At 68.6% G+C, this 12,514-nt stretch carries 11 protein-coding genes; 4 read left to right on the top strand and 7 right to left on the bottom strand.

The genetic code is table 11. The features are described from left to right. The first annotated feature begins 15 nt into the window (after nucleotides 1-15). From J3476_RS12030 to J3476_RS12020, 3 genes are all read left to right on the top strand, one after another. Entirely contained in the window at nucleotides 16-2,991 is a 2,976-nt protein-coding gene (locus tag J3476_RS12030) for a bifunctional [glutamine synthetase] adenylyltransferase/[glutamine synthetase]-adenylyl-L-tyrosine phosphorylase (protein ID WP_207066706.1), read from the top strand. 112 nt (nucleotides 2,992-3,103) lie between these two features. Further along, entirely contained in the window at nucleotides 3,104-3,748 is a 645-nt protein-coding gene (locus J3476_RS12025; RefSeq protein WP_373889051.1) for a PaaI family thioesterase, read from the top strand. After that, nucleotides 3,745-4,605 carry a TIGR03619 family F420-dependent LLM class oxidoreductase gene (locus tag J3476_RS12020; RefSeq protein WP_207066772.1) on the top strand — a complete coding sequence of 287 codons (861 nt, stop codon included), beginning with the start codon at nucleotides 3,745-3,747 and terminating at the stop codon, nucleotides 4,603-4,605. Before J3476_RS12025 ends, J3476_RS12020 begins: the two co-directional genes overlap by 4 nt. A gap of 7 nt (nucleotides 4,606-4,612) precedes the next feature. Here J3476_RS12020 and J3476_RS12015 read toward each other — a convergent pair whose 3' ends face one another. Both J3476_RS12015 and glnA read right to left on the bottom strand, forming a co-directional pair. After that, a complete protein-coding gene (locus J3476_RS12015) occupies nucleotides 4,613-5,047 on the bottom strand; it encodes a DoxX family protein (protein ID WP_207066704.1) in 435 nt (144 codons plus the stop codon). Nucleotides 5,048-5,246: 199 nt separating this feature from the next. Continuing rightward, nucleotides 5,247-6,683 carry a type I glutamate--ammonia ligase gene (gene glnA / locus J3476_RS12010; protein ID WP_152517667.1) on the bottom strand — a complete coding sequence of 479 codons (1,437 nt, stop codon included), beginning with the start codon at nucleotides 6,681-6,683 and terminating at the stop codon, nucleotides 5,247-5,249. A gap of 148 nt (nucleotides 6,684-6,831) precedes the next feature. On the opposite strand from glnA, the gene J3476_RS12005 reads away from it, so the two are divergent. Then, on the top strand, nucleotides 6,832-7,296 hold the full coding sequence (locus J3476_RS12005) for an RDD family protein (protein WP_207066703.1): 465 nt from the start codon (nucleotides 6,832-6,834) through the stop codon (nucleotides 7,294-7,296). A gap of 6 nt (nucleotides 7,297-7,302) precedes the next feature. Here the strand turns inward: J3476_RS12005 and J3476_RS12000 are convergent, their stop codons facing one another. Genes J3476_RS12000 through J3476_RS11980 form a run of 5 tightly spaced genes read right to left on the bottom strand, consistent with a single transcriptional unit; the run spans nucleotide 7,303 to nucleotide 12,508 of the window. After that, nucleotides 7,303-9,120 (bottom strand): amidohydrolase, encoded by a 1,818-nt coding sequence (locus J3476_RS12000; RefSeq protein WP_207066702.1) that lies wholly within the window; start codon nucleotides 9,118-9,120, stop codon nucleotides 7,303-7,305. Between the two features lie 15 nt (nucleotides 9,121-9,135). Next, complete coding sequence (locus tag J3476_RS11995) at nucleotides 9,136-9,888, bottom strand: DUF4191 domain-containing protein (RefSeq protein WP_207066701.1); 753 nt, start codon at nucleotides 9,886-9,888, stop codon at nucleotides 9,136-9,138. A gap of 60 nt (nucleotides 9,889-9,948) precedes the next feature. Beyond that, nucleotides 9,949-10,878, bottom strand: coding sequence for a lipoyl synthase (gene lipA, locus J3476_RS11990; RefSeq protein ID WP_207066700.1), 930 nt, complete (start codon nucleotides 10,876-10,878; stop codon nucleotides 9,949-9,951). After that, nucleotides 10,875-11,576: a lipoyl(octanoyl) transferase LipB gene (gene lipB, locus J3476_RS11985; protein ID WP_207066699.1), complete on the bottom strand. Its 702-nt coding sequence runs from the start codon at nucleotides 11,574-11,576 to the stop codon at nucleotides 10,875-10,877. The genes lipA and lipB overlap by 4 nt, the downstream gene beginning before the upstream one ends. Nucleotides 11,577-11,596: 20 nt before the next feature. Beyond that, complete coding sequence (locus J3476_RS11980; RefSeq protein WP_207066698.1) at nucleotides 11,597-12,508, bottom strand: TIGR01777 family oxidoreductase; 912 nt, start codon at nucleotides 12,506-12,508, stop codon at nucleotides 11,597-11,599. Between the last annotated feature and the right edge of the window lie 6 nt (nucleotides 12,509-12,514).

The following is a 12,514-nucleotide window of genomic DNA, read 5'->3' as shown; positions in this document are numbered from 1 at the left end:
ACTAGATTCTCAAGGGTGGCCAAACCCGCGACGCAGCGACCCAAGCTGCCCGGCGTCGGTCGGCTCGGACTGGTGGAGTCGACCGCGCAGGCCGACCTGGACCGGCTCGGCTGGAACACCGACGCCCACGTGGAACTGTTGTGGTCGCTGTCCCGGGCCCCCGACGCCGACACCGCGCTGCGCGCGATCACCCGCCTGGCCGAGGCGCTCGACTCGGGCTGGGACGAACTCGACAGCGCACTGCTGAAGGACCGCGGGCTGCGCGGACGACTGTTCGCGGTGCTCGGCTCCTCACTGGCGCTCGGTGATCACCTGATCGCCAACCCGGAGGCCTGGCACCTGCTGGCCGGCACTGTCACGCTGCCGACACCGGCACAGCTGCACGAGATCTTCGCCGCCGAGGCCGACCAGCACGACGACGCGATCGCGGCGGTGTCACCGCTTCGGGTGCTCTACCGCAGCCGGGTGATGGTGCTCGCCGCACTGGATCTGGCTCCGACCGTGGAGAACGAGCCGGTGCTGCCGTTCACCGAGGTAGGTCGCCACTTGGCCGACCTCGCCGACGCCGCGCTGGGTGCGGCATTGAGCGTCGTGAACCGCTCGGTGTGCGGCGCGGAGGACCCGCCGGCGCTGGCCGTCGTCGCGATGGGCAAGTGCGGCGCCCGCGAGCTGAACTATGTCAGCGACGTCGACGTCATCTTCGTCGCCGACGACGGCTCGCAGCGCAGCCTCGCGCTGGCGACCCGCATCGCCGGCGAGATGATGCGGCTGGCCTCCGACGCGTTCTTCGAGGTCGACGCGGCGTTGCGGCCGGAGGGCAAGCAGGGCCAGCTGGTGCGCTCATTGGACTCCCACGTCGCCTACTACCAGCGGTGGGCCAAGACGTGGGAGTTCCAGGCGCTGATGAAGGCGCGGCCCGCCGTCGGCGACATGGATCTGGGCAGGCGCTACATCGAGGCTCTCGAGCCCATGGTGTGGACCGCCTGCGAGCGTGAGGATTTCGTGCCCGAGGTGCAGGCGATGCGCCGCCGGGTCGAGGAGCTCGTGCCGGCCGCGGTGCGCTCGCGCGAACTCAAGTTGGGCACCGGCGGCCTGCGTGACGTCGAGTTCGCCGTGCAGCTGCTGCAGCTGGTGCACGGACGCAACGACGAGTCGTTGCACGTGGCCTCGACCGTCGAAGCGCTGACCGCGCTCGCCGACGGCGGGTACGTCGGTAGGGACGACGCGGCCAACATGACGGCGTCGTACGAGTTCTTGCGCCTGCTCGAGCACCGGTTGCAGCTCCAGCGCCTCAAGCGCACCCACATGCTGCCCGAATTCGACGACGACGAGGCGCTGCGCTGGCTGGCGCGCGCGGCGCACATGCGTCCCGACGGCCGCCACGACTCGCTGGGCGTGCTGCGTGAGGAGCTGCGGCGCCAGAGCCACCGGGTGTCGCGGCTGCACGCCAAGCTGTTCTATCAGCCGCTGCTGGAATCGGTCGCCGAGGCCACGATGGGCCTGCCGGTCGGGATGAGCGCCAAAGCCGCCGAGCGCCAGCTCGCCGCCCTGGGTTACGAAGGGCCGGAGAGCGCGCTGACCCATCTGGCCGCGCTGACCGGCAGTAGCGGGCGACGTGGCCGGGTGCAGCGGGTGCTGTTGCCGACACTGCTGGACTGGCTGTCCGACACCCCCGACCCGGACGCGGGGCTGCTGAACTACCGACGTCTCAGCGACGCGATGGCCGACCACCGGTGGTATCTGGCGACGCTGCGCGACGAGGGAGCGGTCGCCAAACGGTTGATGCACGTGCTGGGCACCTCGGCCTACGTGCCGGAGCTGCTCATGCACGATCCGGAAGTCATCCAGCTCTACGCCGACGGTCCGAACGGGCCCAAGCTGTGCGAGGCGGACCCCGAGGGGGTGGCCCGTTCGTTGGTTGCTTCGGCGGCCCGGCACAGCGACCCGGCGCGGGCGATCGCGGCGGCACGATCGCTGCGCCGCCGGGAACTGGCCCGCATCGCCTCGGCTGATCTGCTCGGCATGATGAGCGTCACCGCGGTCTGCAAGCAGCTCACCGCGGTGTGGGTGGCGGTGCTGCAGGCCGCCCTGGACGCGGTGATCCGGGCGAATTCCCCGGAGTCCGGTCCACCGGCCCGCATCGCGGTCATCGGGATGGGCCGCCTCGGTGGCGGAGAACTGGGTTACGGGTCGGACGCCGACGTCATGTTCGTGTGCGAACCCAACGAGGGGGTCGAGGAATCGGCGGCGGTGCGTTGGTCGGTGACGGTGGCCGAGCAGGTGCGCTCACGACTGGGGACCCCGGGTGCCGACCCGCCTCTGGAGGTGGACACGAACCTGCGTCCCGAGGGGCGCAGCGGGTCTCTGGTCCGCACGCTGTCGTCCTATCAGACCTATTACGCGCAGTGGGCGCAGCCGTGGGAGGTGCAGGCGTTGCTGCGGGCGCACCGCGTGGCCGGGGACCTCGAACTGGGCGAGAAGTTCCTGCTGATGATCGACAAGACCCGCTATCCGCCCGGCGGTGTGTCGGCCGAGACCGTGCAGGAGATCCGGCGGATCAAGGCGCGGGTGGACGCCGAGCGGCTGCCCCGCGGCGCCGATCCGAACACCCACACCAAGCTCGGCCGCGGCGGGTTGGCCGACATCGAGTGGACGGTTCAGTTGCTGCAGTTGCGGTATGCGCACAAGATCCCTGCGCTGCACAACACCTCGACGCTGGACAGCCTGGCCGCGACCGGCGCAGCCGAATTGATCGCCGAGGGCGACATCGAACTGCTGCGTGACGCGTGGCTGACCGCGACCAAGGCGCGCAATGCGCTGGTGCTGGTGCGCGGCAAGCCGACCGACCAGCTGCCGGGGCCGGGACGTCTGCTCAACGCCGTGGCGACTGCGGCCGGCTGGCCCGACGGGGACGGCGGCGAATTCCTGGACAACTATCTGCGGGTGACACGGCGGGCGAAGGCCGTGGTCCGCAAGGTTTTCGGAGGCTGAGCCGACTCATGGATGTGGAGGCTGAGCCGACTCATGGATGTGGAGGCTGAGCCGACTGGTGGATGTGGAGGCTGAGCCGACTCATGGATACGGAGGCTGAGCCGACTGGTGGATGTGGAGGATTGGTGTGAGTTTTCCGTTCGATGTGATCAGCGGCGAGGAGTACGACCGCCAGCGGGCAAGCTATGACCCGCTCACCGACGCGTTGCGCAGGCTCATCGATGTCGGGATCCACACCGCCGTCGACGACGACACCGTGCAGGAGGCGCTGCGACACCTCGACGCCGCGACCGAGTTGCTCGAACGCCAACAGCGAACCGTGACCTCGACTCTGCGGCACGCCGACACCGGCAAGCCGGTCGCGTGGGCCAATCCCGCTGTCGGGCTTCGCAATGCCATCGCCCCGCCGATGGTCATCCAGCACGAGCCCGACGGCAGCTGCTGGAGTGAGTTCACGTTGGGTCGAGCCTACGAGGGACCGCCCGGCTGGGTGCACGGTGGCATCTGCGCACTGCTGCTCGACCACATCCTCGGAGAGGTCGCCAGCGAAGGGCTGAGCCTGCCGAAGTTCACCGGCACGATCAGCGTGAAGTACCTGCGCGGCACGCACCTGGGGCCGGTGCGGGCGGAGGCGTTCGTCGAACGGTCGGAGGGCTTCAAGACCTACGCACGGGGATACCTCAAGGACGCCGAGGGCGTGACCGTGGAAGCCGAGGGCGTGTTCATCATGCCGGCGTGGGCGCGCGACGCCGGATGAAGTTCTACGTCAGCACGGCCTTCCTCGACACCCGGGAGGCTGTCGAGATCGCCAGGGCCGCCGATGATCTCGGATATCACGGAATGGCGATCCCGGATCACGTCATCAACCTCGAAACCCTGCAGACGCCCTATCCCTACACCAAGGACGGGTCCCGGCGCTGGGAGGCGTTCACCGACTGGCCCGACCCCTGGGTGATGATCGGTGCGGCCGCGTTGGTGACCACCCGACTACGGTTCGTCACCACGGTGTACCTGCCCGCGATGCGCGATCCGTACTCGGCGGCCAAGTCGATCGGAACCGCCGCGGTGCTGGCGGACGGCCGCCTGGAGCTCGGTATCGGCGTGGGCTGGTGCCGTGAGGAGTTCGAGTTGCTCGGTCAGCAGTTCGAGAAACGCGGCCGGCGCACCGACGAGATGCTCGAGCTGATGAAGGCGTTGTGGTCGCCGGGTTGGACCGAGTTCTCCGGCGAGTTCTACACCGCTCCGCGGCTGGAGATGGAGCCCACTCCGCCGCCGATCCCCGTGTACGTGGGTGGACTGTCGGACATCGCGCTGCGCCGGGCCGCCCGGCACGACGGCTGGATCGGTGATCTCATCACCACCGACAAGGCGCTGGAACGAGTCGACGCCGTCCGGCGGCTACGTGCCGAGAAGGATCTGAGCATGGACGGGTTCGAGGTGATCACGCCGCTGACCGACGCGTTCACCCCGGAGCACTACGCGCGAGCCGAGGCCGGCGGTATCACCGGGATCATCACGATGCCGTGGATGTTCTACAGCGGTCCGGACTCGAGTACTGCCGACAAGATCGACGGGATGCGCCGTTTCCGCACCGACATGGGTTTGGGCGACTGAGAGCAGCTCAGGTGCGGGCCAGCGTCGACCCGCCCCGTTGGCCGTCGACAGACCATGCTCCAGCGCCGGTCGCCGCCAGCACGAGAAACCCGAAGCAGAACAGCAGCGCGGTTTCCCCGCCGTTCTCGGTGGGCCAGAAGCTTCCGAGTTCGCCGCCGAGGATGCCCCAGTGCTGCCAGAAATAGGCCACCGCCATCTGGCCCGCGGCGATCAGCGCCGCGATGCGGGTGAAGAAGCCGACGGTGATCAGCAGGCCGGTGATGAGTTCGATCAGGCCCGCCCACCAGAAGGGCCAGGTGCCCACCGGCACGGCTTCGCCGACGGGCCAGCCGAAGAGCTTCATCGTGCCGTGCAGCGTGAACAGCAGGCCGAAGATGATGCGGAAGATGCTCAGCGCGGGGGAGGACAGGCTCGCCAGGCGCGCATCCACTTTCTGTGACATGGCTGTGAGGGTACCGGAGCGGACTGCAGTCCGCATAGTGTTTCGGTTTCGAAGGAGTTGCGGGAAGACGAAGAGCCGGATGGCACCCCGTGCGGGGCGGCCATCCGGCTCTCCGGGTGACTCAGACGTCGCGTCGGCGGGGCCGACTCAGACGTCGCGTCGGCGGGGCCGACTCAGACGTCGCGTCGGCGGGGCCGACTCAGACGTCGTAGTAGAGCGAGAACTCGTACGGGTGCGGACGAATCTGCACCGGCATGATCTCGTTCTCGCGCTTGTAGGTGATCCACGTTTCGATCAGGTCGGGGGTGAACACGCCGCCCTCGGTGAGGTACTCGTGATCCTCCTCGAGCTTGTCGATCACGGCGGCCAGCGAGGTGGGCGCCTGCGGGATGTTGGCGGCCTCCTCCGGCGGCAACTCGTAGAGGTCCTTGTCGACCGGCGCCAGCGGCTCCATCTTCTTCTTGATGCCGTCGATGCCGGCCATCAGCATGGCCGCGAACGCCAGGTACGGGTTGCCGGAGCTGTCCGGGCAGCGGAACTCGAGGCGCTTGGCCTTCGGGTTGTTGCCGGTGATCGGGATACGGACGCACGCCGACCGGTTGCGCTGGCTGTAGACCAGGTTGATCGGGGCCTCGTAGCCCGGCACCAGACGCTTGTAGGAGTTCACCGTCGGGTTGGTGAACGCCAGCAGAGACGGGGCGTGGTGCAGGATGCCGCCGATGTAGTGGCGGGCCATGTCCGACAGACCGGCGTAACCCGACTCGTCGTGGAACAGCGGCTTGCCGTCCTTCCACAGCGACTGGTGGGCGTGCATGCCGGAGCCGTTGTCGCCGAACAGCGGCTTGGGCATGAAGGTGACGGTCTTGCCGTTGGCCCAGGCGGTGTTCTTGATGATGTATTTGAACAGCAGCACGTCGTCGGCCGCGTGCAACAGGGTGTTGAACTTGTAGTTGATCTCGGCCTGACCGGCGGTGCCCACCTCGTGGTGACCGCGCTCGAGCACGAAGCCCGCGTTCTGCAGGTTGGTGGCCATCTGGTCGCGCAGGTCGACGTAGTGGTCGTAGGGCGCCACCGGGAAGTAGCCGCCCTTGGGGCGGACCTTGTAGCCACGGTTGGGGGAGCCGTCGGCCTCGAGCGGTTCGCCGCTGTTCCACCAGCCGGACTCCGAATCCACCTCGTAGAAGGTGCCGTTCATCCGCGAGTCGAAGCTGACCGAGTCGAAGATGTAGAACTCCGCCTCCGCGCCGAAGAAGCAGGTGTCGGCGATGCCGGTGCTGGCCAGGTAGTTCTCCGCCTTGCGGGCCACGTTGCGCGGGTCGCGGGAGTACGCCTCCCGGGTGAACGGATCGTGGACGAAGAAGTTCAGGTTCAGTGTCTTGGCGTGCCGGAACGGGTCGATCTGCGCGGTTGCCGGGTCCGGCAGCAGCATCATGTCGGACTCGTGGATGGACTGGAAGCCGCGAACCGACGAACCGTCGAAGGCCAGGCCGTCCTCGAACACGCTCTCATCGAAGGCCGCAGCCGGGATCGAGAAGTGCTGGACCACACCGGGCAGATCGCAGAACCGGATGTCGACGTACTCGACATTCTGGTCCTTGATCATCTTCATGATGTCGTCGGCGGTCTTTTCTGCCACTGATTGCTCTCCTTTATTTGGTAAGCCCGCGCGTTGACGCTATGGACCCGATGTTGCACCGTCGTCAACCATATGTTGCGCCGACGTTACGCATGAGCCTTCCGGTGGCGGATCCAGCACGGTCGTGGTGCACACATATCCTGGCATCATGGCCCCTTCCACTGGCTCCGGTCTGGGGTCCTGGCTGTCCGGCCCGGACGCCTCCGACCCCGGCAAGTATCCGGGCGAGCGGCTCGGCATGCCGCAGAGCGGTCCGGGTTCGATCGCCCGGTTCGGGCGCCGGGTGGCCGCGTTGAGCCTCGATTGGCTGGTCTCCTACGGCCTGGCCGCCCTCGCGATGACGGTCGGGTTGATCAGCATGTCGATGCTGTCGACGGCAGTACTGGGGATCTGGCTGGTGCTCGGCGTGGTGTCGGTGCGGCTGTTCGGCTTCTCCCCGGGCCAGCTGGCGCTGGGGCTCAGAGTGGTCGGCGTCGACGGCCGCCCGGCAGGTGTCGGCCGGGCGCTGGGCCGCGGACTGTTGATCGCGCTGGTGATCCCCGCTCTGTTCACCGACTCCGATCTGCGGGGGCTGCACGATCTGGCCACCAAGACCGCGGTGGTGAAGCGCTAGGACGTCTCACACCTCGTGCACGACCCGCCCGTTCATCATCGTCAGCTGCACCTCGGCGCGGTGGATGTCGTGCGGGTCGATGTCGAAGATGTTGCGGTCCAGCACGATCAGGTCGGCAAGCTTTCCGGCCTGTAGCGAACCCACCCGGTCGTCCAGCCGGATCTGATAGGCCGCCCCGAGCGTGTTGGCGTGCACGGCCTGCTCGACGGTCAGGCGCTGATCGGCGGGTTCGAGAACCGGGGCGTCGGGCTCGCCGATGAGTTGCCGGGTGACGCCGATCTGGATCGAGTCGAGCGGCTTGTAGGTCGAGAAATACCCGGCCGCAGGCCAATCGGTCCCCAGCGAGATGCGGCCGCCGGCTCGGGCGACGTCCTGGATGCGGTAGAGCAGGTCCTGGCGGGGGCGCCCGTAGCGGGCCGCCAGGTTCTCCACCGTGTCGGGGTCAGCCGACATCCAGTTGGCCGAGAACTGTGCGACGACGCCGAGGTCGGCGAACCGACCGCTGTCCGGTTCGGCCACGTACACCAGGTGAGCAATGGTGTGTCGACGGTCGCGGGGCGGATTGGTGGCGACGGCGGCCTCGATGGCATCGAGCGCGGTGCGTGCGGTGCGCTCACCGCAGGCGTGCACGTGCACGTCGAACCCGGCGGCGTCGACCTCGGAGATGAGTTGGCGCCATTGCTGCTCGGTGAAGGGTGAGCCTCCGGTCGAGTCGGGCTTGTCGGCGTAGGGCTCGATCAGCCAGGCGGTGTAGCCCTCCTGGGTGCCGTCACCGATGACCTTGACCACGCCGACGGTGACCAGCTCACTGGAGATCCGGTCACGGATGTCGGTGAACGCGGCGACCGCCCCGTCGACCGGCGGTGACTTCACGCTGTAGGACGCCACCACGCGGAACGGCAGCGCTCCGCGCTGCTCGACGTCGGTGTACAGGCTGATCAGCGCGCCCTGGTCGTCACCGATGGGCGGTACCCCGGCGTCGAACAGCGCGGTGATGCCCGCTTCGGAGGCCTTCGGCAGCCACGACTCGAGCAGCGTCTGCATGTTCTCGGGCGAGATCGGCTCGATCGCGTTGACGAGGCCCAGGACCGCGTCCACTTCCAGGATGTAGCCCGTCGGGTCGCCGTTGCCGTCGCGGACGTAGTAACTGAATCCCGGAATCGGGTCAGCGGTGTCGCGGCTGACACCGGCCATCTCGAGCGCCGTGCTGTTGGCCCACAGGCTGTGTCCGTCGATGGCGAAGAAGAAACCTGGCCGGTCGGGCAACACCCGGTCCAGGTCGGCACGGGTGGGGCCCTGCGGACCGAACATGTCCACCCGCCACCCGAACCCCCGCACCGGGCCGGTGGGGTGCTGCTGGGCGTAGTCGGCGATCGCGGCCAGCGCGTCGTCCCCGGTCGGGACCTGCAGGTCGACACCGGAGGTGAGGAACGCCCCGAGGAACGGATGGATGTGGGCCTCGACGAAGCCGGGCATCAGCAGACGCCCGGCCAGGTCGACGACGCGGGTGTCCGGACCCGCCAACGCCATGGCGCCGTCGTCGTCGCCGACGTAGGTGATCGTGTTCCCGGTGACGGCGACCGCCTGCGCCCAGGGCGCCGTCTCGTTCAGCGTATAAACCCGGCCGCGGTGGAACACCACATCCGCGTCGGCGTTCTCGGTGGGTGCGGGCGTGGGGCTCTCACCCGGTGTTGCGCACGCGGCCAGACTCGTCGCGACGACCAGCAGTGCTCCGGCGCGCAGCGCCGCACGGCGGCTGGTCGACAACGGTCGGGGAGTGCCGAACGCGGCGAAGCGCGACGACCAGTCACATGCGGTGCACATGGACTGATTGTGGGGTCAGCGCCTGCGTACCGTGCGTTGAACGCCCTTCATCTTGGCGGCCGTGGGAAGTGGCCCCTTCGGCATCGCGGCCGGACCCACCTTGCTGCCGAGAGCGGCCAGCCGTGATTCCAGCGCATCCAGCTGCTTGACCGTGATGTTGGCCGGAAGCTTGGTCAGGTGACGCTCCAACTTGGACAGCGGCACCTCACCCTCACCGTTTCCGACGATCAAGTCATAGATCGGGACGTCGCCGACGAGCCGGGCGGTGCGCTTCTTCTCCTGCGCCAGCAGCGGTTTGACCCGAGCCGCCGAACCCTCGCCCACGAAGATCACCCCGGGCCTGCCGATCACCCGGTGCACGGCGTCGAAGTGGCCGGTGGCCGCCACTCCGGGCGTCACCCGCCACTTGCCGCGCAGATTCTCCAGCGCCCAGGCCGCGGCGCCGGTCTGACCCTCGGCTTTCCGGTAGACCGACTTCTGGGCTCGGCGGCCGAAGATGATGAACGCGACCAGCGCACCCAGCACGATGCCGAGCGGGATCAGCATGAACATCGTGAAGCCGCCGGCGTAGATGCCCGCGGCCACCGATGCCCCCGCGATCAGGACGAACGCCCCCGCCATGTAGGGGATGAGGCGTTTGTCCTCTTTGCGTTGGATCTGGAAGGCCTGCCACAGCTGACTGCGGCGCTGCTTGGACGCCGCCTTGCGGGCGGCCTTCGCCTCGGCCTTGGCGGCCTTGACCTCAGCGGGATTGCGCGATTTCGCCATAACGTGTCCAGCATACAAATCCCGCCGGGCCGGCGTGGCGGCGTGATCGAGTAGCGGCGTTCAGCTGGTCAGCGTGCGCTTGCTGGCCTGCTCGTAGAGCCGCCCGGCGCGATAGGAGGAGCGCACCAGCGGCCCGGCCAGCACCCCGGCGAAACCGAGGCCGGCGGCATACTTCTCGTGCTCGACGAACTCCTCGGGATGCACCCACCGCTCGACCGGGTGGTGCCGCGCCGACGGTCGCAGATACTGGGTGATGGTGACGATGTCGCAGCCCGCCTCATGCAGGTCGGCCAGCGCGTCGCGCACCTCCTCGGGCGTCTCACCCATCCCCAGGATCAGGTTGCTCTTGGTGACCAGGCCGGCCGCACGCGCCATGGTGAGCACCGACAGGCTGCGCTCGTAGCGGAAACCGGGACGGATCCGCTTGAAGATGCGCGGCACCGTCTCGACGTTGTGAGCCAACACCTCGGGGCGCGCAGCGAACACCTCGTCGAGTAGCGCGGGCTCTGCGTTGAAGTCGGGGATCAGCAGCTCCACCCCGGTGCTGGGATTCAGCGCCTTGATCGCGCGCACCGTCTCGGCGTACAGCCAGGCCCCGCCGTCGGGCAGGTCGTCGCGGGCCACGCCGGTCACCGTGGAGTAGCGCAACCCCATCGCCGCGACGCTCTCGGCCACCCGGCGCGGCTCGTCACGGTCCAACTCGGCGGGCTTGCCGGTGTCGATCTGGCAGAAGTCACAACGCCGGGTGCACTGCTCGCCACCGATCAGGAACGTGGCTTCGCGGTCTTCCCAGCATTCGTAGATGTTGGGGCAACCCGCCTCTTCGCACACCGTGTGCAGGCCCTCGCGCCGCACCAGGCTCTTGAGTTCCTTGTATTCCGGACCCATCTTGGCTCTGGTCTTGATCCACGACGGCTTGCGCTCGATCGGCGTCTGCGCGTTGCGCACCTCGAGCCGGAGCAGTTTGCGGTTACCGGGATCGACACTCACTGCGTCGATGGTACTGCGTCTGCGGGCGCGGTGTCGGTGCCGGTGAGGTTGCCGTCGAGCGCCGCGCACACTGCGTCGGCGACCCGGTCGGCGACGTCGTCGACGCCGATCCGGCGGCCGAGCTCGGCGGACAGGGACGTGACCCCGGCGTCGGCGATGCCGCACGGCACGATGGAGCCGTACGCGCCGAGGTCGCAGTCGCAGTTCAGCGCGAAGCCGTGCAGGGTGGTGGCGCGCGCCACCCGGATCCCGATGGCGGCGATCTTGCGGGCCGGGCCACGCTCGTCGGGCGGGACCCATACGCCGGACCGCCCCTCGACCCGGCCGGTCGGCAGGCCCAGGTCGGCACACACCGTGATCAACGCCTCTTCGAGTCGCCGCACGAAATTGACCACGTCCAGCGGCTCGGCCAGCCCGATGATGGGATAGCCGACCAGCTGACCGGGGCCGTGCCAGGTGATTTTGCCGCCGCGGTCGGTGTCGATGACCGGGGTGCCGTCCTGGGGGCGCTCCTCGGGCAGTGTGCGCCGCCCGGCGGTGTAGGTCGGGGGATGCTCGAGTAACAGCAGCGAATCGGGACCGCCGGCCGCCCGGGCGTCGGCGAGTTCGCGTTGCAGCTCCCACGCGGCCCGGTAGTCGATCGATCCGAGCCGACGCACACGCACCGGCGCACGGTCTGAACGGATCGAGGTCTGCATGGAGCCGACGGTACTCCCGCTCACGTGCGGGTGGGTGCCGTGGCGAATGCCAGCGCCTCACCGATCGTGTTGTGGTGGAAGCGGAAACCGGCCCGCTCGAGAGCGGTCGGGATGGCGCGCTGCCCGCCGAGCAACCCTTCGTCGGCGAACTCGCCGAGCACCGTGCGCAACGCGAAGCCGGGCACCATCAGGGCGGTGGGACGGTTGACGGTGCGTCCGAGGGCGGTGGTGAACTCCGCGTTGGTGACCGGAGCTGGCCCCGTGAAGTTCACCGGACCAGCCAGCTCGTCGTGGCCGATCGCGAACAGCAGAGCCCGGATCTGGTCTTCGAGACTGATCCAGGACAGATATTGCCGACCGTTGCCCAGACGCGCCCCCAGGCCCAGCGAGAACAGCGGTTTGAGCCGTCCCAGCATCCCGCCCGACGGCGCCATCACCAGCCCGGTGCGGGTCTGCACCACCCGCGCTCCGTGCTGTGCGGCCGGCGCGGTGGCGTCCTCCCAGTCGACCGTGAGCCGGGCCAGAAAGTTGTTGCCCGGCGGTGCGGACTCGTCGACCGGTGTCGCCCCCGTGTCCCCGTAGTAGCCGACGGCGCTGGCGTTGACGAGCACTGGGACGCCGGCGTCGGCGACAGCGCGCGCGAGCACCTCGGTGGGTCCGATGCGGCTGTCCCGCAGGCTCTGCTTGAACGCGCCCGACCAGCGTTTCTGGGCGACGTTCACGCCGCACAGGTTCACCACCGCGTCCACACCGCGCAGCGCGCCGGCGTCGAACTCACCGGTGTCGGGATTCCACGACACCTCGTCGCCGTTGGCCGGCGCCCGCCGCACGATGCGCAGCACCCGGTGGTCGGTGGCGCGCAACGCGTAGACCAGCGCCGTGCCGATCAGACCTGAAGAGCCGGCGACCGCGATGACCGAGTCAGGGGGCATCGACAC

The sequence above is a fragment of the Mycobacterium sp. PO1 genome, from assembly GCF_017312405.1.
Lineage (GTDB): Bacteria > Actinomycetota > Actinomycetes > Mycobacteriales > Mycobacteriaceae > Mycobacterium.
The sequence above is the reverse complement of the archived record's forward strand: the minus strand, read 5'-3'. Positions and strand labels throughout refer to the sequence as shown.